The sequence below is a fragment of the Kitasatospora sp. NPDC056181 genome, from assembly GCF_042266225.1.
Classification (GTDB): Bacteria; Actinomycetota; Actinomycetes; order Streptomycetales; family Streptomycetaceae; genus Kitasatospora.
In genome coordinates, this window is record NZ_JBHJUK010000078.1 from 16,159 (window position 1) to 40,039 (window position 23,881).

Below are 23,881 nucleotides of genomic sequence, written 5' to 3' on the forward strand. Positions count from 1 at the left end.
CGGGCCGTTCGGGGTATTGGAAGGCACCTGGGCGAGTCGCCGTCACGCCCGACCAGGACCTTCGATTGGGTGGCTGCAATCTTCCGTTCACCTTGGATTCAAGCGCGATGTGGCCAAGGTAACAAGTCGGACATACGTGACAATGACCGCGGGTGATCACCGGATCGCATGTTTATGCCCTTCATCGCAACGGATTCCGAAGCAATTCGGCCGTTGACGCACTCATTACGGCCAAGGTTCCATTGCGGCCCGGGAGCGAAGAACCACAAGACCCAGAGCAACCAGCCAGCGGAGGCGATACCGCTCCCTCTCCAGGACCGCTCAGAGCCGATCGGAAGCCGCATGACCGACACGCTTCGCCCGCCACACGCCGTAGCCCCCGCTGCGGCCGGCGACGGCACCTCCCCCCAGACGCTCAAGCGCTCGATCGGCGTCGTGGGCGGCACGCTGCTCACGCTGTCCTGCGTCACCCCGGCCTCCACGCTCTTCGTGATCGTCCCGGAGCTGTTCTCCAGCATCGGCAGCGCCACCGCGCTGGCCATCGCGATCGGCTCGGTGCTCTGCATCGCCGTCGCCTTCTGCTACTCCGAGCTCGGCACGCTGATCCCCAGCGCCGGCGGCGAGTACGCGATGGTCGGCACCCTGGCCGGACGGCTGGCCGGCTGGCTGGTGTTCGTGCTCTCGCTGATCGTGGTGATGATCGTCCCCTCGGTGATCGCCCTCGGCACGGCCGACTACCTGGCCCCCGTGCTGCACGTCGACAAGCCGATCGCCGGCGCCGTCGTCATGCTCGCCGCCACCCTGGCCGGCCTGCTGGACCTGCGGGCCAATGCCTGGATCACCGGCATCTTCCTGGTCCTGGAGGTCATCGCCGCCGGTGTCGTCTCGGTGCTGGGCTTCGCCCACGCCAACGCCGGCGCGCCCAGCATGCTGCACGGCGTGGTCGCCGACGAGAGCGGCGCCGCCACCACGGTGAGCATCGGCGCCGTCGTCGGCGCCCTCGGCATCGCGCTCTTCATCACCCAGGGCTTCTCCACCGCGGTCTACCTCTCCGAGGAGCTGGAGAACCCGCGCCGCAACGTCTCGCGCACCGTGCTGTGGACGCTGGCCATCTCGGCCGCCGTCATCCTGGTCCCGGTCGTCGCCATCACCATGGGCGCCCCCGACCTGGCGACCCTGACCTCCGGCGACATCTCCGGCATGGTCACCGCGTGGAGCAACTCCGCGGTCGGCACCTTCATCAGCCTCTGCGTCGCGCTGGCCATCATCAACGCCGGCATCGTCATGGTCATCCAGAACTCGCGGGTGCTGTTCGCCTCGGCCCGCGACAAGGCCTGGCCCGAGCCGGTCAACAAGGCCTTCTCCACCCTGGGCCGCTTCGGCTCCCCGTGGGTCGCCACCCTGGCCGTGGGCCTGCCCGGCGCCGCGCTCTGCTTCGTCAAGGGCGAGCTGCTGAGCGAGATCACCGGCGTCGCCGTCACCGGGATGTACCTGCTGGTCGCGATCGCCGCGCTGCTCTCGCGCCGCAACCACCACAAGCACGCCGCCGCCTGGCGGATGCCGCTCTGGCCGGCCGTCCCGGTCGTCCTGATCGCGGTGCTGGTCTACGTCATCACCCAGCTGGACACCGAGCCGCTGCTCTGGACCGGCGGCATCACCGCCGCGGCCACCCTCTACTGGCTGTTCTACCTGCGCCCCCGGCAGGCCACCCACTGGGTGATCACCCTCCCCGAGGACCAGCAGGCCTGACGGCCGGGCAGGCCCCCCACCCCTCCCCCACACGGCAGTGCCCCGGGCTCCCCCTCGCCCGGGGTACTGCCGTCGGTCGTCCGCGCCGCTACTTGCCGGCCTTCCAGAGCGGGCTGGAGGCGATCGCCTTGAGCTGGTCGAGGGTCAGCACCGGCTTGCCGGTCGGTCCCTGGGCGACCATGACGCGCAGGCCGTCCCCGCGCCAGACGTCGGCCGTCGGCGGACGCTTGGCGTCGGTGCTCCCCACGCCGTACAGCTTGAGCCTGCTCCCGTCGGGCAGCGCGGTCGAGCCCTCGAACAGCTGCTCCGTCGACTTGTCGCCCGGCTCCAGCTTCTGCAGGCGCAGGACCAGTGAACCGGTGACCGCTCCCTGGGCCAGCCGGACGTCGGCGAAGATCTCGTTCCCGGTGATCCCGGTGACCGTCACCCCGGCCGGCAGCAGCTTCCCCAGGGCCGCCTGACGGTCCTCCAGGGTCATGCCGCTGGCCTGCGCCGCGTTGTCGACCCCGTCGTACTGGACGGCAGCGACGGTCCGGTCCCAGGACTTGTCGGTGACGACGGCCTTCAGCTGCTCCAGCGTGAGCGGCGGGTTCGGGCGGCTGTCGGGGGCGCCCTTCTCCTGCGCCGAGTTCCACTCGCTCAGCATGATCTCCCGGCCGTCCGGACCGGTCAGCGCCGCGAACCACTCCTTGGTGTCGGCGCGGTTGTCCGAGTACTCGTGGCCCTGGTTCAGCACCAGCTCGGACCCGTCCGGCAGCTTCGTGACGGAGCAGGCGTCGATCCGGTTGGTCTTGAGATCCGCCGGGCAGGTGCGCGGCTGCGACTGGCCCTTGCGGTGCTTCTGGATCCCGATCTGCACCCGCGACTTCCCCTGGCCGTCGTCGAGGACCAGGTCCGCCCCGGCGAAGGTGCCGTGCAGCTCCGGGTCGTCGGTGCCGCGGCCCTTGGCCTCGGTGACCTGCCCCTTCGGCAGCAGCGCCTTGAGGGTGGCGAGCACCTCGTCACCGCTGACCACGGCCTGCGAGGCGGAGGGCGAGGCGGTCGGGGAGGCGGCGCCCCCCGTGCCGCTCGCGGTGGCGGCGCCACTGCCGGAGGCGGCCGCCGTGAGCGCCGTCCCGGTCATGGAGTCGCCGGCACCGCCGGCGAGGTACACCGCGCCCGTCCCGACCAGGGCAAGCGCGGCCGCACCGCTCACCACGGCGGCGGCCGAACGGCGGCGCCAGCGGCGGCGGCCGCGGGCCAGGCCGCCGGCGGCCAGCGGGGCCTGGTCGGGGCGGAAGCCCTCCCCCGTGCGGGTCATGGCGTAGAGAAGATCGTCCTCGAACTCGTCCTGTCCGGACATGCGTGATCACCGATTCCTTCGGTCACGGGGTGGATGGGCGGGCCCGTCGTACGGCGGTGCCGGGCTCAACGGGTGGCGAGCTCGGCGAGCGAGTCGCCGAGCAGGGCGCGCAGCCGGGCCAGGGCGCGGGTGCTGCGGGTGCGGACCGCGCCCGAGGAGGCGCGCAGCACCTCGGCCGTCTCCTCGATGCTGCGGTCCTCCCAGTAGCGCAGCACCAGCACCGCCCGGTCCTTGGCCGACAGCCGGCCGAGCGCGTCGAGCAGGGTCAGCCGCAGTGTGCTGTCCGCCTCGCGGCCCTCGGGCTCGGGCAGTTCGCCGGTGGGCCGCTCACCGCTGGAGCGGCGGCGCTGCTGGGCGAGGAAGGTCCGCACCATCACGGTGTGGGCGTACGCGCCGGGGTTGTCGATGCGGTGCCACCCGCCGGTCCACGCGCTGCGTCGCCACAGCACGTACATCCGGCTGAGGGCCTCCTGGACGAGGTCCTCGGCGTGGTGGGTGTCCCCGCTGGTGAGCAGGCAGGCCGAGCGGTACAGGTGACCGGTTCTGCTCGACACGAGCTCCAGGAACTCCGCGTCCTTGCTCTCGCGTGTGGCACCGATCCGCCCCATGGCCCGCATTCCCCTGCTCGGTTGTCGTCGACATCTCTTGGATGCGGCGGGCGGGGCCGGATGTTACAGGCGGGCGGGAAAGTCGTCCGGGTCAGTTCGAGGGGCGGCGGCGGTGGTCGCGCAGGACGGTGCCGCCGCCGACGAGGAGCGCGACGAGCAGGGCGCCGATGCCCAGCACGTAGGTCGCGGTGCGACCGTCGCGGTCGGCCTGGGTCTCGCCGAGGCCGACCGGCTGCGGCACGATCGGGGCGGAGGCCAGCTCGACCGGCGGGTCCTCCTGGGCGGTCTCCGGCGCCGAGTCGGGCGCCTTGGTGACGGCCTTGACCGGGTCGACCACGCCCCAGCCGACGTACTCGTTGGCCTTGCGGTCGGTGCGCTGCGCGGTCTGCTCGATCCAGGCGCGGACCTGCCGGGCCTTCCACTTCGGGTGGGCGCCCACCAGCAGCGCGGCAAGGCCGGAGACGTAGGGCGCGGCGAAGCTGGTGCCGTTGTCCACGCACTGGCCGCCGCGCGGGACGGTGGAGAGCATGTCGACCCCGGGGGCGGCGACGTCCACGAAGTCGCCGTACTGGGAGAAGGGGGCGCGCTCGTTGTTGCGGTCGGAGGCGCCGACGGCGAGCACGGAGGGGAACGCCGCCGGGTAGGTGTTGCCCTTCTGGCCGTCGTTGCCGGTGGAGGCGACCACCACGACGTCCTTGGCCTCGGCGGCGTCGATCGCCGCCTTCAGCTCCGGGTAGCCGGCGAACGCGGTGTCCCCGGCGCCGCGCACGTCCTGGGAGATGTTGATGACCTTGGCGCCCATCTGGAGCGCCGTGTTGATCGCGGTGGCCAGGGTGTGGACGTCGCCGCTGCCCTCCGCGTCGTTCTGGCGGAGGGACAGGATGCCGGCGCTCGGGGCGAGCCCGACGAAGCCGGTCTTGTCGCTGCGGGCGGCGGCGATGATGCCGGCCACCTTGGTGCCGTGGCCGACCGGGTCGACCTTGGCCCCGCCCTCGGGCTTCTGCCCGTCCTTCTCCTTGAGCAGCGAGCCGCCGTCGAACACCTTGCCCGCCAGCTGCGGGTTGGTGTCGTCCACCCCGGTGTCGATGACGGCGACGGTCACGCCGGCGCCGGTGGTCCGGCCGCCCTGCCAGAGCTCGTCGAGCACCATGCGCTGGAGCGACCACGGGACGGCCTGCACGTTCTGGGCGGCCTTGGAGCAGTCGCCGGCCGCGGCGATGCCGGGGCCGTCCGCGTGGGCCGGGGCCGCCAGCGGGCCGCCGAGCACCGCGAGCGCCGCCGCCGACGCGGCCGCCTTCCGGTACCTGCCTACGGACACCCTGCCACCCCTCATGTCGTCCACCCCGTGGTTGCGCGTCAGGGGCGGGTGCCCGGTCCGGGCACCCGCCCCTTCGGCGGAGTCACTCATTGCCCCTGACGGGGCTCAGGCTCCGTCAGGTCCAGAGCTTCTTGTTGTTGTTCTCGGTGGTGTTGTAGCTCTCGGCCGCGGCGTCCAGCGCGGTGGCGATCTTCGCCAGCGTCTCCTGGAGGTGGGCGGCGCGCTGGTCCCACTGCGCCTGGTGGGCACGGTAGCCCTCCTGCGCGGCACCCTCCCAGCTCTGGGCGATCTTGTTGACGCCGTTCTTCAGCTCGTCCAGCTGGGCCTTGATCTGGTTGGCGGTGTTGCGAACCTGGGTACCGGCACCACGGACGGTCTCGAAGTTAACGAGAATCTGGCCGTCGGACACAATGTCTCCTTGTCGAGATGGCGACGTCGGGCCTCACGGGGACGTCGATGACTGACCTGGCAGGAAGCGGATCAGGCCTTGAACGCGGCCTGCTGGTCCGCGTCGGTCTGCGAGTACTGCTTGGTCGTGATCTCGATCGCGCCCTTGATCGCCCGCAGCGACTCGTTGAGCTTGGCCGCGTCGGTGTTGAAGTCGGTCTGGAGCTGGCCGTAGGCCGCGGCCGCCTGGCCCTTCCAACCGCCCTTGACCGAGTCGACCAGGGCGTTGAGGCTCTTGATCTCGCCGTCGATCTTGCCGATGACCTCGTCCATGTGCTTGGCGAAAGCCAGCATCTCCTGAGCGGTCGTCGTGAACTGACCCTGACCCATGCTCTACCGTCCCCCATGAGACAGACATTTGTGTCCGGGCGGCCGTTTCCGGCCACTCCGTCGCATCACGGTGTGATGTCCTGAAGCACTGTAGTCGGCACACGCAGCTCGCCCAACACCGGGCAACTGCTAGTTACGAGACCATGACACTGGGACCAATTCCTTTACGGGGCGCGGCCGGTCAGGCGTTCTGCTGCTGCGCGGCGCTCTTGGAATTCAGCGCCGGCCCGGCAGGCACCAGGTTCGACCACTGCTGCGGCACCGGGACCGGCTGAAGGCCCTGGTAGCCGAGCCGGGCCTGGTTCCCGCCCGCCTCCTCCTGCTGCTGGGGCGGCGCGGCCGGATCGGAGGGCTGGGCCGACGGGGTCTTCGTGGCGGTCGGGCTCGGCTGCCCGGGCGGCGCGGTCGCCGAACCGCCCTTGCCGCCGGTGCTGTTGGCCGGCACCGCGTAGCGCAGGCCGGTCTCGGTGATCAGGTAGTCGCTGCCCGAGCCGTCCACGCCGTTGTCCAGCGCCCGGTAGAACAGGCCCAGACCCGGCGTCACATGGGCCGAGACGGCGGCGGTGCCGACGTTGCGCACCGGGTAGTCCTGGCCGGCCCAGACGCTGCGACGGGGGGTCTTGCCGTCCTCCGCGACGCCGTCGAAGGTGCTGCAGACCACCGTCCTCGCGTCCTTCTGCGCCTGCCAGTTGTTGGCGGGCGCACCCGTCTTGACCGGCCAGTCCTTGGCGCCCTCGCCCATCAGCGGGGTGTCCCGCTTGAACGAGGCGTGGTCCGCCGGCGTCATCTCGTCGACCCGCGGGCTCTTGTTGGCGTCCTGGTTGTAGAGCGGCTGCAGCGCCGGGTTCTGACGGATCAGCTCGGCCTGGAAGGGCGTGATCAGGAACAGCTGGTCCTTGCCCACCACGTAGTAGCGCTCGCCGAACCGGACCAGCCGGCCGACCTTGCGGTCCTCCGGGTTCTGAAGCGCCACCGAGGAGTTGGCGGTCTTGGTGTCCGGCGCCAGTCCGTCGATCTTCGGGAAGACGATGTCGCTGCCGGGCACCAGCGTGTCCAGCCACTCCTTCTTCACCCGTTGGGGGGCCGCGGCCGAACCGAAGACCGCCCCCATCAGCTGCGTCTTGGTGCCGTCCGGGTCGTCCGGGGCGATGGCGTGCCGGCGGCCCTTCGAGTCGACCAGGAAGAGCTTCAGCTTGCTCTGGCCGGCCGCCTGCTGGCCCGTGCCCGGCTGCACCGTCACCTGCTGGTCGTCCATCTGCTGCACCAGCAGCGACTGGTCGACGTCGAGCACCTGGTCCTTGGCCTCCAGCACCTTGGCCTCGGCACCGCCCGCCACGAACAGCGCCTGGTTGACGGTCTCCTGCTTGTCGTCCGAGCCCGGACGGTCACAGACCGACCACTTCATCGCCTTGCTGACGTTGTCCTTGGTCGGCAGCTTGTCCGGCGCGTACGGGATGCCGATCGTCGGGCCGTGGTTGGGGTACTTGTCGAGCACGTCGTCGGCGACCACCACCACCTTGGCGTCGGCGGCCAGCACCAGCCGCGCCGAGGCCATGTTGAGCACCTGGTGCAGCCGCTTGGTCTTGCTGTCGGGGTCCGGCAGCACCACGTAGCGGGTGGTGCTCTGCTTGCCCTGGATGATGTTCTTGCCGTCGTCCCAGCCCACCGGCGCGCTCGGCTTGAACACACCCCAGACCCCGAACCCGCCCACCACCAGGGCGCCTACGACGACACTCGGCAGGATCGCCTTGACCGGACGCGGCGCGTCCTCGTCGCTGCCCCCGCCGCTGGGCAGCAGAAAGGCCCCCACCGTGCGCTTGCGGGCGAACGTGTAGGCGTTCAGCTCGTCCCGGCGTGATGCCATCCTCGTCGTCTCCCCTGTCCGACCGACCTGCCCCGTTGGTCCGCACCCGCCGGGCGAGAGCGAGCTCGAACCCTCTACGATGCGGCAGCAGACGGTGAGTACGGTACGGGTACGGTTCGCGAACCGGCCAACCGGGCCGCGACAACTGATCAGAGAGGGTCACTCGGGGGATGCCAAGCCAGACCGCTCCAGGGCGCCGCAGCACGGCAGAGGGCAGGGGATCGCGCCGGTCCGGCCGGCGGGCGCAGCGCGACCCGGGCTCCGCCGCCCCGCCCCTGCCCGCGCCCGCCGGCGGGTCCGGCTCCCCCGTGCCGGTCCGCGTCCACCCCCGGCCCGGGCTGCTAGGCGGCCGCCTGAGGCTCCAGCAACTCGTGCTGGTCGAGGTCGCGGTGGCGCTGGTCGCGGTCGGCTGGACCATCAGCAAGCCGGTGGCCGGCGCCTTCGGCGCGGTCGCACTGGTCCTGGTCGTCCTCGCCCTGATCCCGCTGCGCGGCCGGACCATCCCCGAGCTGCTGCTGGTGCGCTCGGCCCTGAAGGCCCGTCGCAAGCAGGCCCGGACCAACGTCCCGCCGGCCGGCACCGACCCGGCCGTCGCCCCCGTGCTGGAGCTCGAACCCGCCCTGCGCACGTACACCCACGCCACCGAGACCGACTTCGGCGGCCGTCCGATGCGCCGTGAGACCGGCATGGTCGGCGACGGCACCTTCCTCAGCTCGGTCCTGCTCGTCCAGGCCAAGGACCAGCCGCTGCGGCCCGTGCGCACCGCGCTGCCGCTGCCGCTGGACGTGGTCTGCTCGGCGCTCCGGGTGGACGACATCACCCTGGAGTCGGTCCAGGTCGTCCAGCACACCCAGCCGGCGCCGGCCCCGCACCTGCCCGAGCAGTCGCTGGCCTCCCGCGCCTACCGGGAGCTGCCGGACGGCACCGCCACCCCCGGCCTGCGGCTGACCTGGGTCGCGCTCAAGCTCGACCCGGAGCGCGCCGCCACCGCCGTCCTCGCCCGCGGCGGCGGCGAGGAGGGTGCCCGCAAGGCGCTGCAGCGGGTCACCGACCAGCTGGCCGGACGGCTCAACAGCGCCGGCTTCAACGCCACCGTGCTGGACGAGCGCGAGCTGATCGCCGCACTCGCCATCTCCACCTGCGCCAACCCGATCGCCGTGGCCGGGCGCCAGGGCACCGGCAGCGGCGGCGGCAGCGGGCGCCGCACCCAGGAGAGCAACCGGTTCTGGCGGATCGACGACCGCTGGCACAGCACCTACTGGGTCTCCCGCTGGCCGCAGCTCGGCCGCCCCGGCGGCTCCCCCGGCCGGATCGGCGCCCCGGACCTGGTCAACCTGGTCACCGGCTCGCCCGCGCTGGCCAGCACCTTCAGCCTGACCGCCGGTCACGGCACCGGCGGCTCGGTGACGATCAGCGGCCACGTCCGGGTGACCGGCCGCAGCGAGAGCGAGGTGGCCCAGGTCGGCCGCCAGGTGGAGGCCCGGGCGCAGAGCGCCGGCCTCGGCCTGGCCCGGCTCGACCTGGAGCAGGCCCCCGGCATGCTCGCCACCCTGCCCCTGGGAGGTGTTTCCTGATGGCGTACCAGACCTATCCGGCCCCCGGCCCCCAGCCCGGCGCCGAACAGCCCCGGGTGCGGCCGCGCATCCTGCCCGGCTTCGGGCTGCGCGGCCCGCGCCGGGAGAAGCACGTGCTGACCGTCGAGGACCTCGGCGCGCTCTCGTTCCCGGTCGGCGACGACGGCGTGCTGATCGGCGAGGACGTGCAGCAGCAGCCCGCCGTTCTCGGCCTGTTCCGCCCCAGCGCCTACGACCTGGTCCTGGTCGGCGGCGTCTGGACGGCCCAGATCATCGCGCTGCGGGCCGCCGCCACCGGCGCCCGGATCGCCGTCGAGACCGCCCGCTCGCAGCTCTGGGGCCCGATGGCGCAGGCCGCCGGCGGCGGCCAGCCCTGCGTGACGGTCCACCAGGTCGGCCGGCTCGGCCCGCAGGGCGCCTCGGTGAACTCGCCGGTGCTGGTGGTGCGCGACCTCGGCGTCCGCCCGCCGCGCAGCCGGCTCTCCGCCGCCCCCTGGCAGACCACGCTGACGCTGCTGCCGTACCTGGGCCCGAACGCGGCCCGGGTACTGAACGCCGCCGACCTGGTCGGGGTGCAGCGGGTCTCGCCGCAGGAGGCCGAGCTGATCGGCCGGGTGCTCTCGCTCGGCCCGCAGGACATCGCCTCGCTGCCCACCCTCGGCGACGACATGACGCTCTGGACGACCCGGATGCGCCGCCAGTACGTCCGGGCCATCGCGGGGCAGGCCGAGCAGCAGGTCCTGGGCGGTCCGCGCCGGATGGACTGACCGCGGTACGCGCCCCCGCCGGTGCCCCGGTGCTCCCCCGCCGTGCTTCCGGCCGCGCCCCCGCCGCCTCGCGCCGCCACGGCCGTGCCCGCCCGGTCTCCCCCGGTCTCCCGCCGGTTCCCGCCCGACGATCGCCGGCTGATCGCCCGCTGATTGCCCGACGATCGGCCGGCGATCGCCCGGCGAGATGAGACTCCGCCTTCAACGGGGGGTGCTGCACGGCCTAGTCTTTGATGCGGCAACGGCACCGCGAAGAGCGGCGGCGAACACGAGGGAGCCCAAGGTGAGCAGCGATCGGGACGGCGTCTACGTCGGCGACAACGCGGCGGAGGACGACGACGACTGGTCCGACGCGCCCGACTACACTCCCCCGTCCTGGTACGTGCAGACGGAGGCCGCGGCGGCTCCGGCCGCACCGGTGGCACCCGGGCCCGCGGCCGGTACGGCGGGCGGCCCACCGGGCGCGGTGAGTGCTCCTGCGGCTTCCGCCGCGCCGGTTCCCGCGCCTGCACCGGTTCCCGGGCAGGGCCCTGCCCCGGTTCCCGCGCCCGAGCCCGCGCCGGTTCCCGCGTCGGCGGCGGCGCCGGCGGGCGCGCATGCGGCCGCTCCGGTTCCCCAGCCCGCGCCGACCGCCCTGGCCACGCCGCCCGTCGCCGTGGCGGCGGACGGCCCGGCCGGTGTTCCGGCGGACGGTCCGACGGGCCTTCCGGCCGGCGTTCCGGCGGCGGACGGACCTGCGGTGCCGCCCCAGGCGGTCGCTGCGCCGGCCCCCGGTCCTGCCCCCGTCCCCGAGCCGGTCCCGGCCCCCGCGCCCGCGCCCGCCACCCACGTCGACGCACAGCACGTCCCGTTCTCCGTGCCGCCGGCCGACGCCGCGACCGCTCCGGCCCCCGGCCCGGCGGCGGAGCACCCGCAGGCGGCGGCCGCACAGCCCTGGCCGCCGGCCACGCCCGTGGCGCACCAGCAGCCCCAGCCGTACGCCGACCCGCAGCAGGTACCGTCCTACGCCGACCCGCAGCAGGTGCCGCAGGTCCAGCCGCAGCAGATCCAGCCGCCGCAGCCGCACCCGTACGCCCAGCCCGTGCAGCCGCAGGACCCGCAGGCCGCCGCCTGGCCCGCCGGTCCACAGGCACCTGGTCCGCAGGCACCCGGCCCGCAGGCGCCGGGCCCGCAGGCACCCGGCCCGCAGGCCGCACCGGTCGACCCCCGGCAGGCCGGCTGGCCGCAGCCGCAGGCCTACCAGCAGCCCCCGCAGCAGGCGCAGCAGTCGGCCCCTGCTCCGGCTCCGGCCCCGGCCCAGCCGTGGCAGCAGGCGCAGCAGCAGCCCCCGCAGCAGGCCCAGCAGCAGGCCCCGGCCGCGTTCCAGCAGGCGTCCGCCCCGCAGCAGACCGCGCACGGCGCGCCGCTCGGCTACACGGCCGCGGTCGAGCTGTCCTCGGACCGTCTGCTGCGCAGCCAGCCGAAGCAGCAGCGCCAGCAGCCGCGCTTCCAGTTCGGCGGCAAGGCCGCCGCCGCCGAGAAGGCCCGCAAGCTGGAGGTCATCCGCACCCCGGTGCTGAGCTGCTACCGGATCGCCGTGATCAGCCTCAAGGGCGGCGTCGGCAAGACCACGACCACCACCGCGCTCGGTGCGACGCTGGCCAGCGAGCGCCAGGACAAGGTGATCGCGATCGACGCCAACCCGGACGCGGGCACCCTCGGCCGCCGGGTCAAGCGCCAGACCGGCGCGACCATCCGCGACCTGGTGACGGCCATCCCGCACCTGCGCAGCTACATGGACATCCGCCAGTTCACCTCGCAGGACCTGCACTCGGGCCTGGAGATCCTGGCGAACGACGTCGACCCGGCCGTCTCGACGACGTTCAACGACTCGGACTACCGCCAGGTGATCGACGTCCTGGGCCGCCAGTACCCGATCATCCTGACCGACTCCGGCACCGGCCTGCTGTACAGCGCGATGCGCGGGGTGCTGGACCTCGCCGACCAGCTGATCATCGTCTCCACGCCGAGCGTGGACGGCGCCTCCTCGGCCTCCACCACCCTGGACTGGCTCTCCGCGCACGGGTACGCGGACCTGGTGCAGCGGAGCATCACGGTGGTTTCCGGGGTCCGCGAGACCAGCAAGATGATCAAGGTCGAGGACATCGTCGCGCACTTCCAGACCCGCTGCCGCGGCGTCGTCGTGGTGCCGTTCGACGAGAGCCTGGCGGCCGGCGCCGAGGTCAACCTCGACATGATGCGGCCCAAGGTCCGCGAGGCGTACTTCGACCTGGCCACCCTGGTCGGCGAGGACGTCATCCGCGCCCAGCAGGCGGCCCAGCAGTCCGGCTGGCAGCAGCAGGCGCAGCAGCCCGCGGCCCCCGCGCCGTACCCGGGCCAGCCGCAGCCGTACGCGGACCAGCAGCCCTACGCCGACCCGCAGCAGCAGGGCTACCCGCAGCAGCCTCAGCCGCAGGCCTACCCGCAGCCGGGGCAGCCGGGCCAGGGCGGCTACCCGGGCGGCCAGCCCGCGCCCGGCGCACCGTGGTCCCCCCAGCCGGGGCAGACCCCGCCGCCCCCGCCGGGCTACGGCTACCCGCAGGCGCAGGGCCAGCCGCAGCCGGGCACCCAGCCGCCGCAGCAGGAGTGGCAGCAGCAGCCCCAGCCGCCGGCCGGGTACGGCTACCCCCAGGGGCAGCAGCCCCCGGCCCAGGGCCAGCCGCAGCCCGGCGCCCAGCCGCCCGCCGGGTACGGCTACCCGCAGCCGCCCCAGCAGCAGTAGCAACGCGCAAGGGCCCGCCGGCCGCCTCGGGATCGAGAGCGGCCGGCGGGCCCTTCGGCGTCCGCGGACGCGGCCGTCAGGGGGCGTCGGTGAGTTCGCGGGCCCGCTTGACGTCGTCGGCCATCCGGTCCAGCAGCGCCTCGATGGAGTCGAACTTCTCCATCCCCCGCAGGTACGCCAGGAAGTCGACGGCGACGTGCAGCCCGTAGAGGTCCAGGCCGACGCGGTCGATCGCGTAGGCCTCGACCGTGCGGGCGGTGCCGTCGAAGGTCGGGTTGGTGCCGACCGAGATCGCCGCCGGCATCCGCTCGCCGTCGGCCGTCAGCCAGCCCGCGTAGACGCCGTCGGCCGGGATCGCGCTGTGCGGCACGGTCTCCACGTTGGCGGTCGGGTAACCCAGCTCGCGGCCGCGCTGCGCGCCGCGCACCACCGTGCCCTCGACCCGGTGCGGGCGGCCCAGCACCTCGCCGGCGCCGGTCACGTCGCCGGCCGCGACCAGCCGCCGGGTCAGCGTGGACGAGAACGGCTCGCCGTCCCCGGCCGCCCCGCGCACCTGGAGGTCGAGCACCTCGACGCCGCAGTCGGCCGCCCGGCCCAGCTCGGTGAGGAGCCGGACGTCGCCGGCCGCGCGGTGCCCGAAGCGGAAGTTGGGCCCCTCGATGACCAGGCACGCGTGCAGCGCGTCCACCAGCACCTGCTGGAAGAAGGTCTCCGGGGACTCCTGCGAAAACGCGGCCGTGAACGGCAGCACCAGCACGGCGTCCACGCCGAGCGCCTCGATCAGCTCGGCGCGGCGCGGCTGCGGGGCGAGCAGCGGCGGGTGGCTGCCCGGGCGGACGACCTCGCTCGGGTGCGGGTCGAAGGTGACGACGACCGAGCGGACGCCGCGTTCGCGGGCGCGCTCGACCACCCGGTTGATGATCAGCTGGTGCCCTCGGTGCACACCGTCGAACGAACCGATGGTGACGACGCTGCGTCCCCAGTCACCGGGGATCTCCTCCAGGCCACGCCAGCGCTGCACCCTGACCGCTCCTTGTTCCGTACGGCGCGTACCTTCTGTACGCTCAAACGCTCAAAACCCGAACCCCTATAGCGTGCCATGCGCCTGCCCCTGCTTCGGCACCGGAAGGCGGGTTGGGCGCACCGCCGGGCACCGGGCCGCGGCGGCCGGTGTGCGAACGGTCACCTGCTCGTCGTCCCGGGCGTCTTCGCGCCCCGTGCCACGCCCCGTGCCGCGCCCGGTTCCGCCACCCCCGCCGTACCGTCCGCCACGAGCGCCGCCACCGTTCCCGCCGCCGTTCCCACCGCCGCCTTCCCCGCGCCCGTACCGGCGTTCGGCGTCCGCGGCGGCGTACTGCGGCTCGTGCCCGGCCGCCGACAGGGCCCGCAACCGGTCCAGCCGGGGCCCGCGCGGCAGGGGCGGCCAGCCGTCGTCGGGCCACTGCGCCAGCAGCAGCGCGAACCCCGCGGAGCGGACGGCGCAGCGCACCAGCAGCCCGTCCGCGTCCGGCAGGCCGTCCACCGCCCGGGCCAGCACCGTCCGGGCCCGGGCCGGCCGCTCGGCCGCGCAGTTCCCGGCGAGCCGCTCGACGACGGCGGTGAGCACCTCCGGGTCCCCCTCCGCGGCCAGCAGGGTGTCCAGCAGTTCGCACCGCAGGGCGTCCGCCGTGGCCTCCCCGACCGGCGCCGCCAGCACCTCGGCGAACGGCCTGCGCACGGCGGCCGCACGGGCCGCCAGGGCGCTGCCGAGCAGCAGCCGCAGCTCCAGCCGGGCGGCCGGCTCCCCGGCGGCCCCGCGTCCCAGCCGACGGCCCAGGTAGTCGACGGCGACCGCGCCGGCCGAAGCCGGCCGCTCCTGCAGCAGGCGGGCCGCCAGCTCCGCGCCCCGTCGGCCCACCGGCGGCGAGCCCGCGTCGGCCAGTACCCGCAGGATCTCGGCGACCGGCGCGCCGGGCCGCTCCAGCCGGTCCGCGAACGCGGCGAGCACCGGCTCGGGATCGCCCTCCAGCGCCGGGGCCAGCGCCCGTGCGGTGAGGAAGCGGTCGTCGCCCTGCCGGTGGAGGGCGAGCGCCGCGGGCAGGTGGGCGGCCCTGGTCCGGCCGTCCCGGACCAGCAGGGCCAGGGCGGCCCCGTGCAGACCGGGCTCCTCCTCCCGGGAGAGCAGGGTCAGCGCGGTGAACCGCAGCAGGTCAGCACCGGCGCCGCGGGCGTACGGGGCGGCCCGCAGCGCGTGCACGGCGGCGGCGACGTGGCGCTCGGGCCGCCGGTCGTGGCTCCAGCGGTCCACCGCCCGGCAGAGCGCGGAGGGTTCCTCGGCGGCGAGCACGGTGAGCAGCGCGTCCGCCCTCGGGTGCGCGGCATCGGCCAGGGCCTCCGTCAACTCGTCCAGGGCGAACGTGCGGTGGGCGTACAGCAGGTCGTGGGCGAGGTCGGCGACGGTGGTGCCGGGGCGGCCGGTCAGGCCGCGCGGGTCGTCGAACCACCGGCAGAGCAGCGGCAGCACGCCGGCCGGGTCACCCCTCAGCCGGCCGGCCACGGCGGTGAGGAACGGCCGCCCGGGCCCGTCGGCGGTCACCAGCCGGCGCAGCAGCTCCAGCTCCTGCGCCGCGGGCAGGCCCAGGCCGGTCCAGAACGCGGGGCCGAAGCGTCCCAGTCCCTCGGCCGGAAGCCGTTCGAATCCGCCCGCCGCCGGGGCGACTTCGGCGATCCGGACCGCCAACTGGCCGAGCAGTGCGCGGTGTTCGCCGAGATCCGGGCTGGCCGCGAGCCCGGCCACCAGCAACCGCCCCGCCCACCAGCCGGGTTCGCTGCCCGGCGGGCGGAGGTCCAGGGCGCGCCAGATCCGGTGCAGCCACGGGTCCAGGGCGGGCGCTCCCCAGGTCTCCGCCAGCCGCCGCAGCGCGGCCGCCACCGGCCCGACCCGGTGCCGGGGCACCGAACGGGCCTCCCCCGGCGGCCTGGTGTCCTCGGTCTCGCCGAGCAGCAGCCGCAGCGCCGCGTCGAGGTCCAGGTGCAGACCCTGCAGCCAGTCGGAGAACTCCCCGTGCGCGAACCGGTAGCCCGGGCCGGCGGGCACGAACAGGCCCTCCGCCAGGACGGCGGCTGCCCAGCCGCCCGCCACCGGGAACAGCTCCTCGAACACCGCCCGGCCCAGGCCGCCCTGCTCCGCCCCCAGCATCCGCCGCCCCGCCTCGTGCACCCGGCCCGCCACCGCGGCCGCCAGCCGCCGCACCCGGCCGTGCGACGGCCCCGCCGCCTGCCCGGCACCCCGCCGGTGGGCACCCGGCCGCCGCGGCCGCCCGTCGGTGGCGAGCCGCTGGGCGACGCGCAGGCAGCGCAGGTCCAGCTGGGCCGCGAACAGCTCGCCGCGGCCCGGCGGCTCCCCGCGCACCCCCTCCGCCCACAGCTCCCCGGCCAGCCGCACCGCCAGCGGATGCCTGGCGTCCGCCGGGGCCGGCCACCCCGGCGGCAGCCCGTACCGGCGCCGCACCCGGTCCGCCGCCTCGGCCGGCAGCGGCCCGAGCCGGTGGACGGCGAGGGCCGGGCGGCAGAGGCAGGGCGCGCCGTCGGGCAACACGCCCCCCGGGCCGGCCGGACCTCCCGCGGCCCCACCCGGCGCGTACCGCTCCCCCGCCCGCGGGCCCTCGGCGGAGGCGCACCGCCCGCCCCCGGCACCGCCCGGCGCACAGCGCCCGCCCTCCGCCGGGGCGCCGCTCCCGTGCCCGCCCGGGGCCAGCCGTTCCCAGGCCTCCTCCCCGCAGGCCAGGAGCAGCCGCGCGCCGGTGGCCTCCAGCCACTCCCCGGCCGCCCGCAGCCAGGCCGCGTCGAGCGGTACGGACGCCTCCTCGGGCCCGTCCAGGACCACCAGCAGCGGCCGCCCCGCCGCCGTGCAGAGCCCGGCCACGGTGTCCGGCCCCGGCGTCGGCCGGACCCCCAGGACCGCGGAGGCCGCCGCCAGCGTGCGTTCCACCGCGGATGCGAGCGCGCTGGACTCCGCCCGCAGGTCGGCGCCGCGCAGCCAGAGCGTGGGCCTCGGACACCCGCTGTCGGCGCGCCGGGCGGCGAGGGCGGCGAGCTCGGTGGTCCGGCCCGAGCCGGGCGCACCGACCAGCACGGTGACCGCCGCGACCGACGGCTCCTCCCCGGCCAGGCCGTCGGGGCGGTCGACCCGGTCGGCGGCCACGGCGCCCACCCGGCCCGGGCCCGCACCGGCGGAGGCCACCTGGGCGGCGGTGAGCCGCAGGACGCCGGCCAGGTTGAGCGCGGTCCCGTACGCCGGGACGCCCGCGGCGTTCCGGTCCAGCGCCCCGGCGAGCTCCGGTGCGCCCGCGCCCGCCCCGCCGCCGTACGCGGGGACGGCGGCGAGCGCGCCGGCCCGTTCGGGCGCGTGCACGCCCGGCGCGGCGACGCCGATCACCGCGCCGCTGCGGGCGTCCAGCACCGGCGCCCCGGCGGGTACGGCCGCCGCACCGCCGGCGGCGGACGGCAGGTCGAGCAGCAGCACGCCGCCGAGCAGGTGGAAGGGGCCCGCCCGCCCGCTCCCCGGGGAGGGCGCGTAGACCGCCCCGGTGACGCCGAGGAGGCCCCCGCGCAGGGCCACCGCCCGCTCGTCCTCCCCGGTCGGCACGGGCACCAGCACGTCGCGGCAGGCGGGCGCGCCGGCCGGGCGCGCGACCGGCAGCGGCGGCACCGGCAGCCCGCCGACGCCGTCGGTCCGCAGCAGGGCGAGCCCGTGCGCGGGCAGCGGCAGGACGTTGTCGGGGCCGAGGACGCGGGTCTGCCCGCCGGGGGTGCGCAGGACGACCCGGTCGAGGCCCACGACGCTCTCGTGGGCGGTCAGGACGGTGCCCAGCGGGTCGGCGACGAACCCCAGCCCGCGCAGCCGTCCGTCCAGGTCGCAGATCCTCAGCAGGTACCGCCCCGGATCGTCCGCCACCTCGTCGCCGTCCAGGATTCCCGGCATTCGCGCAGCCTCCCCGCAGGGCCGGCCGGCCCTGGAGCGGACTCGTCGCGGCGACCTGCTCGCCGCACGGGGTTCTGCCCGCCGTCGGCGCGCCCCGACCCCGCCCACGCCGCTCACCACTGCGGTTCACCTCGCGCGCTCCCCCGTGCGGGTGAACCCGTGCACCAGCCCGCTCACGCTCCCCGCGCGTCCCGCGGCCCGTGACCGCCGCGGACGGCTCCGCTGCCCGCACCCGGGCAGCGGAAAGCCCCCCGCCGCCCGCAAGGGGCGTCGGAGGGCTCGTGCCGCGGTGGCTCAGCCGACGAAGACCGCGACCGGCTTCGCCTGGCCGCCCTTCTCCTCCACCAGCGCGAGGAACCGCTCGTCCGGCCCGAACACGGCGATCGGCCCGTCCACGCCCATCCCGGGCGCCTTCAGCCGGGCGCCGTGCGAGAGCTGCTTGGCCTGGTCGGCGTCGAGGTCCCAGCGGGGGAAGGCCGCCGCGGCGGCGGCGCCGATCGGCAGCACCTCCAGCCCGGTGGCGGCCTCGCCGTGCACCGACTCCTCCAGCTGCTCCAGCGTCCGCGCCGACTCCACCCCGTACGGGCCCACCTTGGTGCGCCGCAGCGCGGTGAGGTGGCCGCCGACGCCGAGCCCGGCGCCGAGGTCGCGGGCCAGCGCCCGGATGTAGGTGCCGGAGGAGCACTCCACCGTGACGTCGAGGTCGAGCACCGGGGTGCCGTCCTCGGCGACGGCCTCGCGGTACTCGTGCACGGTGAAGGAGTGGATCGTGGTCGGCCGGGCCGCCAGCTCGAAGTCCTCGCCCTCGCGGACCCGCGCGTACGAGCGCTTGCCGTCGATCTTGATCGCGCTGACCTTGGACGGCACCTGCATGATCTCGCCGGTGAGCGCGGCGATCCCGGCCTCGACGGCTCCCCGGTCCACGCCGTCCGCCGGCGTGGACGAGGTGACCTCGCCCTCCCGGTCGTCGGTGACGGTGGTCTGGCCGAGCCGGATGGTCGCCTCGTACGTCTTGGCGGTGAGCATCAGGTGCCCGAGCAGCCGGGTGGCCCGCTCCACGCCGATGACCAGCACGCCGGTGGCCATCGGGTCGAGCGTGCCGGCGTGGCCGACCTTCCGCGTCCCGGCCAGCCACCGCAGCTTGGCGACCACCCCGTGCGAGGTGATGCCCTCCGGCTTGTCGACGATGACCAGGCCGTCCGGACCGGTGCCTTTGCGCTTCATCAAGTTCTTTCTCTAAGGATGGTCAACTGACGGGCCGCAACGCGGCCCGGAACCGCCCGACCACGGTCTCCACGTCCTCCCGGGCGCTGAACCCGGCCGCGAAGGTGTGCCCGCCGCCGCCGAGTCCCGCGCAGGCCGCGGCGACGTCCACCGCGCCCTTGGAGCGCGAGGAGCCGCGCAGGGTGCCGTCCGGGTCCTGCTTGAGCACCAGCGCCACCTCGGCCTCGGCCGGGCGGCGGACGATGTCGATCAGGCCCTCGATCTCCTCGACGGTGACGCTGAACAGCGCGAGGTCCTGGTACGGCACCCAGGTCCACACCAGGCCCAGGCCGCCGGCCGCGTCGGGCTCGTAGACGGCCCGGTCGAGCGCGCGGGCGAGCACCTTGAGGTAGCCGAAGGAGGAGGTGTCCCACAGCTGCCGGGAGATCAGGTCGTGCCGGATGCCGGTGGCCAGCAGCCGCCCGGCGAGTTCGTGGGTCGCGGGCGTGGTGGCCCGGTACTTGAAGGAGCCGGTGTCGGTGGCGACCCCGGTGTAGAGGCAGGTGGCCAGCGGCTGGTCGAGTTCGACTCCGAGCCGGCGCAGCAGCTCGTCCACCAGGACGGCGGTGGCCGGGGCGGTCGGGTCGATCAGCTGGTGGGTGCCGAAGCCCGGGTTGGAGGCGTGGTGGTCGATGACCACCAGCACGGGCGCGGCGAAGGCCTTGTCGTGCAGCAGGCCGAGCCGGCTCTCGGCGGCGACGTCGAAGCAGAGCACCAGCTCGGGGGTGTCGGGCACCTCGGACGCCGGCACGATCAGCTCCTGGCCGGGCAGGAACGCCAGCGACTCGGGCACGATCTGCGGGTCGTCACCGAAGGAGACCCGGACCTCGTGGCCGAGCCCGCGCAGCGCCAGGGCGGCCGCCAGGGCCGACCCGAGCGCGTCGCCGTCGGGGCAGATGTGGCAGATCAGGTCGATCGAACGGGCCCGCCCGATCTCCGCCACGACCTGCTGCCAGACCAGCTCGAAGCCGCTCTCCTCGGCGCGCGGCCCCGGAAGCACCGCGAGGGCACCCTCCACCGTGGTGGTGGAGGACGCCCCCGTGGTTGGTCCCGCTGTCGAACCGGCCGCCGCCGGCTCACCCGCCATGACTACTCGTCCTCGTCGTCACGCTCGGACGCCGGGACCTTGTACGGGTCGGCGTCGCCGGCGTAGGTCGCGCCCGCCGCGGTGGTGCGCACCGCGGCGTCGATGGCCCGGGCCCGGTCGAGCAGGTCGTCGATGTTCCGGGCGTTCTCCGGCAGGGCGTCCGCGACGAAGGTCAGCGTCGGGGTGAAGCGCACCCCGATCTTGCCGACCTCGGAACGGATCACGCCCTTGGCGCTCTCCAGCGCCGCGGCCGAGGCCTCGCGCTCGGCCTCGTCACCGAAGACGGTGTAGAAGACGGTGGCCTCGCGCAGGTCGCCGGTGACCCGGGTGTCGGTGATGGTCACGAACCCCAGCCGGGGGTCCTTGATCCGGCGTTCCAGGGTCTGGGCGACGACCACCTGGATTCGGTCGGCGAGCTTGCGCGCCCTTGCGGTGTCGGTCACGTTGCCTCCTCGTGCAGTGGGCCGGGTACCCGGGCGTACTGCCTGCCCGTCGGGGCCCACGCCCCAAAGTACCGGCCCGCGCCCAGCCTTGTGGGCGCTCTCGGTCCTGATCTGTGTGAGAACGGCGACTCGCGCCGGTCCGTTCCGCAGACCTCATTCATCGTCGTCGTTGTGGTAGCGCCTCCTGGCGGAGAGCAGCTGTACCTCGGGGCGGCCGGCGACCAACCGCTCACAGCTGTCCAGGACCTCGGTGACGTACCCGGCTTCGCCGGACACCACCGCGAGGCCGATCTCGGCCCTGCGGTGCAGATCCTGGTTCCCGGTCTCGGCAGCGCACACGCTGTACTTGCGCTGCAGTTCGGCCACGATGGGCCGCACGATCGAGCGCTTCTCCTTGAGCGAGTGGACGTCGCCCAGGAGCAGGTCGAAGGTGAGTGTTCCCACGAACATGTATGACAGGTCTCGCCGACCTGGAAGGCCTCGGGGACAGCCCTGAACCGGGCTGGTGTGAGGACCCTACACAGCGAGACCGGGGCCGGTCGACGGGAATTTCCACCCGCCGACCGGCCCCGGACACCACCCGCTTACGCGCGCGGCTTCTCGCGCATCTCGTACGTCTCGATGACGTCGTCGACCTTGATGTCGTTGAACGACCCCAGGGTCACACCGGCCTCGAAGCCCTCGCGGACCTCGGTCGCGTCGTCCTTGAAGCGGCGCAGACCCTCGATGGTGAGGCTCTCCGCCACGACCTTGCCGTCGCGGATGAGGCGGGCCTTGGCGTTGCGGCGCAGCAGGCCCTCGCGGACCAGCACACCGGCGATGTTGCCGAACTTGGAGGAGCGGAAGACCTCGCGGATCTCCGCGGAGCCGAGGCGCACCTCCTCGTACTCGGGCTTGAGCATGCCCTTGAGGGCGTTCTCGATCTCCTCGATCGCCTGGTAGATGACCGAGTAGTACCGGACGTCCACGCCTTCCTTGTCGGCCGCGGCGCGCGCACGGCCTTCGGCGCGCACGTTGAAGCCGATGATGATGGCGTCCGAGCCCATCGCCAGGTCCACGTCGGACTCGGTGATGGCACCCACACCGCGGTGCAGGACCCGGAGCTCGACCTCCTCGCCCACGTCCAGCTTGACGAGGGCGTCCTCGAGGGCCTCGACCGAACCGGAGACGTCACCCTTGATGATGAGGTTGAGCTGCTCGATGGAGCCGGCGGCGATGGCCTTGTCCAGGTCCTCCAGGGACACCCGGACGCGACGCTGCGCGAAGGCGGCGTTGCGGTCGCGGGCCGAGCGCTTCTCGGCGATCTGGCGGGCGGTGCGGTCCTCGTCGACGACGATGAAGCTGTCGCCGGCGCGGGGCACCGAGGTCAGACCGAGCAGCAGCACCGGGCGGGACGGGCCGGCCTCGGCGAGGCTGTTGCCGTTCTCGTCCAGCATCGCGCGGACGCGGCCGTAGGCGTCGCCGACCACGATCGAGTCGCCGACGCGGAGGGTACCGCGCTGCACGAGCACGGTCGCCATGGCGCCGCGGCCCTTGTCGAGGTGGGCCTCGATCGCAATACCCTGCGCGTCCTGCTCGGGGTTGGCCCGCAGGTCGAGCGAGGCGTCCGCGGTCAGGACCACGGCCTCCAGCAGCTGGTCGATGTTGAGACCCTGGCGCGCGGAGATGTCGACGAACATGGTGTCGCCGCCGTACTCCTCGGCCACCAGACCGAACTCGGTCAGCTGACCGCGGACCTTGGTCGGGTCGGCGCCCTCGACGTCGATCTTGTTGACGGCGACCACGATCGGCACACCCGCGGCCTTGGCGTGGTTCAGCGCCTCGACCGTCTGCGGCATGACACCGTCGTTGGCCGCGACCACCAGGATCGCGATGTCGGTGGACTTGGCACCACGGGCACGCATGGCGGAGAACGCCTCGTGACCCGGGGTGTCGAGGAAGGTGATCGGGCGCTCTTCGCCGTTCACCATCGTCGCCACCTGGTAGGCACCGATGTGCTGGGTGATGCCACCGGCCTCGCCGGCCACCACGTTGGACTTGCGGATGGCGTCCAGCAGGCGGGTCTTACCGTGGTCGACGTGACCCATGACGGTGACGACCGGCGGGCGCGGGGCCAGCTGGTCCTCGTCGCCCTCGTTGGCACCGAAGTCGATGTCGAACGACTCCAGCAGCTCGCGGTCCTCGTCGTCCCGGCTGACGATCTCCAGGACGAAGCCCATCTCGTCCGCCAGCAGCTGCAGCGTGGCGTCGGAGACCGACTGGGTCGCGGTGACCATCTCACCCAGGTTGAACATGACGGAGACGAGCGCGGCCGGGTTGGCGTTGATCTTCTCCGCGAAGTCCATCAGCGAGGCGCCGCTCGACAGGCGAACGGTCTGGCCGTTGCCGCGAGGCAGCATCACACCGCCGACGGACGGGGCCTGCATGGCCTCGTACTCCTGGCGCTTCGCCCGCTTCGACTTGCGACCACGGGCCGGACGGCCACCGGGGCCACGGCCGAAGGCACCCTGCGTGCCACCACGGGCACCCGGGCCGCCGGGACGGCCGCCGAAGCCGCCGGGACGCGGGCCGAAGCCGCCGCCGCCACCGGGGGCACCGCCACCGGGACGGGGGCCGCCGAAGCCGCCACCGGCCGGACGCGAGCCCGGACCGGCCGGACGACCGGCGAAGCCCGGACGGGCGCCACCGGCACCCGGACCACCCGGACGGCCGCCGGGGCCACCGGGGCCACGGCCGCCGGGGCCCGGACGCGGGCCCGGAGCCGGACGCTGCGGCATCATGCCGGGGTTCGGACGCGGCATGCCGGACGGGGTCGGGCCGCCGGGACGCGGACCGGCCGGACGGGGCATGCCGTCGGGACGCGGGGCACCACCCGGACGGGGGGCACCGGCACCCGGGGCACCGGGGCCGCCGGCACCCGGACGCGGACGGTCGCCACCGGGGCGCGGGGCGCCACGGTCGGCACCGGGAGCACCGGCGGGACGCGGACGGTCGCCACCGGGGCGCGGGGCGCCACGGTCGGCACCGGGAGCACCGGCCGGACGCGGACGGTCGCCACCCGGACGGGGACGGTCACCGGCGGGGGCGCCGGCACCCGGACGCGCACCCGGCGCGGCCGGACGGCGGTCGCCGGGACGGGCCATGCCCGTGGCGCTGCCCGAGGTGAACGGGTTGTTGCCCGGACGCGGGCCGGCCGGACGCGGGCCCGGACGGGCGCCGCCACCGGCGGGGGCGGACGCCGGGCGCGGGGCCTGGGCGGCCGGACGCTCGGCGGGAGCCTCGGCCGGAGCCGGCGAGGAGAACTCGGCCGCCGGAGCGGCCGGGGCCGCCGGAGCCGCGGGGCGGGCCGCCGGGCGCGGGCCCGG

17 protein-coding genes are annotated in these 23,881 nt (G+C 74.7%); 4 read left to right on the top strand and 13 right to left on the bottom strand.

Features of this window, described 5'->3' with window-relative positions; translation table 11 throughout:
* The first annotated feature begins 342 nt into the window (after positions 1-342).
* Positions 343-1,749 carry an APC family permease gene (locus ACFC1F_RS26350; protein ID WP_209416811.1) on the top strand — a complete coding sequence of 469 codons (1,407 nt, stop codon included), beginning with the start codon at positions 343-345 and terminating at the stop codon, positions 1,747-1,749.
* Positions 1,750-1,837: 88 nt separating this feature from the next.
* Here ACFC1F_RS26350 and ACFC1F_RS26355 read toward each other — a convergent pair whose 3' ends face one another.
* From ACFC1F_RS26355 to ACFC1F_RS26380, 6 genes are all read right to left on the bottom strand, one after another.
* On the bottom strand, positions 1,838-3,091 hold the full coding sequence (locus ACFC1F_RS26355; protein ID WP_376161818.1) for a hypothetical protein: 1,254 nt from the start codon (positions 3,089-3,091) through the stop codon (positions 1,838-1,840).
* Positions 3,092-3,156: 65 nt separating this feature from the next.
* Positions 3,157-3,699, bottom strand: a complete 543-nt coding sequence (locus ACFC1F_RS26360) for a SigE family RNA polymerase sigma factor (RefSeq protein WP_148645111.1) — start codon at positions 3,697-3,699, stop codon at positions 3,157-3,159.
* 91 nt (positions 3,700-3,790) lie between these two features.
* Positions 3,791-5,017, bottom strand: coding sequence for a type VII secretion-associated serine protease mycosin (mycP, locus tag ACFC1F_RS26365; RefSeq protein ID WP_376161820.1), 1,227 nt, complete (start codon positions 5,015-5,017; stop codon positions 3,791-3,793).
* A 115-nt stretch (positions 5,018-5,132) separates the two neighbouring features.
* Positions 5,133-5,426: a WXG100 family type VII secretion target gene (locus ACFC1F_RS26370; protein ID WP_209416814.1), complete on the bottom strand. Its 294-nt coding sequence runs from the start codon at positions 5,424-5,426 to the stop codon at positions 5,133-5,135.
* A gap of 71 nt (positions 5,427-5,497) precedes the next feature.
* Positions 5,498-5,794, bottom strand: coding sequence for a WXG100 family type VII secretion target (locus tag ACFC1F_RS26375; RefSeq protein WP_148645108.1), 297 nt, complete (start codon positions 5,792-5,794; stop codon positions 5,498-5,500).
* A gap of 181 nt (positions 5,795-5,975) precedes the next feature.
* On the bottom strand, positions 5,976-7,658 hold the full coding sequence (locus ACFC1F_RS26380) for a type VII secretion protein EccB (protein ID WP_376161823.1): 1,683 nt from the start codon (positions 7,656-7,658) through the stop codon (positions 5,976-5,978).
* Positions 7,659-7,966: 308 nt separating this feature from the next.
* Here ACFC1F_RS26380 and eccE point away from each other — a divergent pair, with 308 nt between their 5' ends.
* The 3 genes from eccE to ACFC1F_RS26395 all read left to right on the top strand — a co-directional run bounded on the left by eccE (position 7,967) and on the right by ACFC1F_RS26395 (position 12,760).
* Positions 7,967-9,232: a type VII secretion protein EccE gene (gene eccE, locus ACFC1F_RS26385; RefSeq protein WP_376161825.1), complete on the top strand. Its 1,266-nt coding sequence runs from the start codon at positions 7,967-7,969 to the stop codon at positions 9,230-9,232.
* Positions 9,232-9,999 (top strand): hypothetical protein, encoded by a 768-nt coding sequence (locus ACFC1F_RS26390; RefSeq protein WP_209416817.1) that lies wholly within the window; start codon positions 9,232-9,234, stop codon positions 9,997-9,999. Before eccE ends, ACFC1F_RS26390 begins: the two co-directional genes overlap by 1 nt.
* A 283-nt stretch (positions 10,000-10,282) precedes the next feature.
* A complete protein-coding gene (locus ACFC1F_RS26395; protein WP_376161827.1) occupies positions 10,283-12,760 on the top strand; it encodes an AAA family ATPase in 2,478 nt (825 codons plus the stop codon).
* Positions 12,761-12,836: 76 nt separating this feature from the next.
* Here the strand turns inward: ACFC1F_RS26395 and ACFC1F_RS26400 are convergent, their stop codons facing one another.
* The 7 genes from ACFC1F_RS26400 to infB all read right to left on the bottom strand — a co-directional run.
* Positions 12,837-13,781 carry a bifunctional riboflavin kinase/FAD synthetase gene (locus ACFC1F_RS26400; RefSeq protein ID WP_148645104.1) on the bottom strand — a complete coding sequence of 315 codons (945 nt, stop codon included), beginning with the start codon at positions 13,779-13,781 and terminating at the stop codon, positions 12,837-12,839.
* Positions 13,782-13,847: 66 nt separating this feature from the next.
* Complete coding sequence (locus ACFC1F_RS26405) at positions 13,848-17,723, bottom strand: serine protease (RefSeq protein WP_376161829.1); 3,876 nt, start codon at positions 17,721-17,723, stop codon at positions 13,848-13,850.
* Positions 17,724-18,017: 294 nt separating this feature from the next.
* Positions 18,018-18,947 (bottom strand): tRNA pseudouridine(55) synthase TruB, encoded by a 930-nt coding sequence (truB, locus tag ACFC1F_RS26410; protein WP_209416820.1) that lies wholly within the window; start codon positions 18,945-18,947, stop codon positions 18,018-18,020.
* 22 nt (positions 18,948-18,969) lie between these two features.
* A complete protein-coding gene (locus ACFC1F_RS26415; protein ID WP_376161831.1) occupies positions 18,970-20,073 on the bottom strand; it encodes a bifunctional oligoribonuclease/PAP phosphatase NrnA in 1,104 nt (367 codons plus the stop codon).
* Positions 20,074-20,075: 2 nt separating this feature from the next.
* Positions 20,076-20,516: a 30S ribosome-binding factor RbfA gene (gene rbfA, locus ACFC1F_RS26420; RefSeq protein WP_148645101.1), complete on the bottom strand. Its 441-nt coding sequence runs from the start codon at positions 20,514-20,516 to the stop codon at positions 20,076-20,078.
* 153 nt (positions 20,517-20,669) lie between these two features.
* Positions 20,670-20,966 carry a DUF503 domain-containing protein gene (locus ACFC1F_RS26425; protein WP_030289887.1) on the bottom strand — a complete coding sequence of 99 codons (297 nt, stop codon included), beginning with the start codon at positions 20,964-20,966 and terminating at the stop codon, positions 20,670-20,672.
* A 134-nt stretch (positions 20,967-21,100) separates the two neighbouring features.
* Positions 21,101-23,881, bottom strand: a 2,781-nt coding sequence (gene infB / locus ACFC1F_RS26430; RefSeq protein WP_376161833.1) for a translation initiation factor IF-2, incomplete at its 5' end; no start/stop codon positions are given.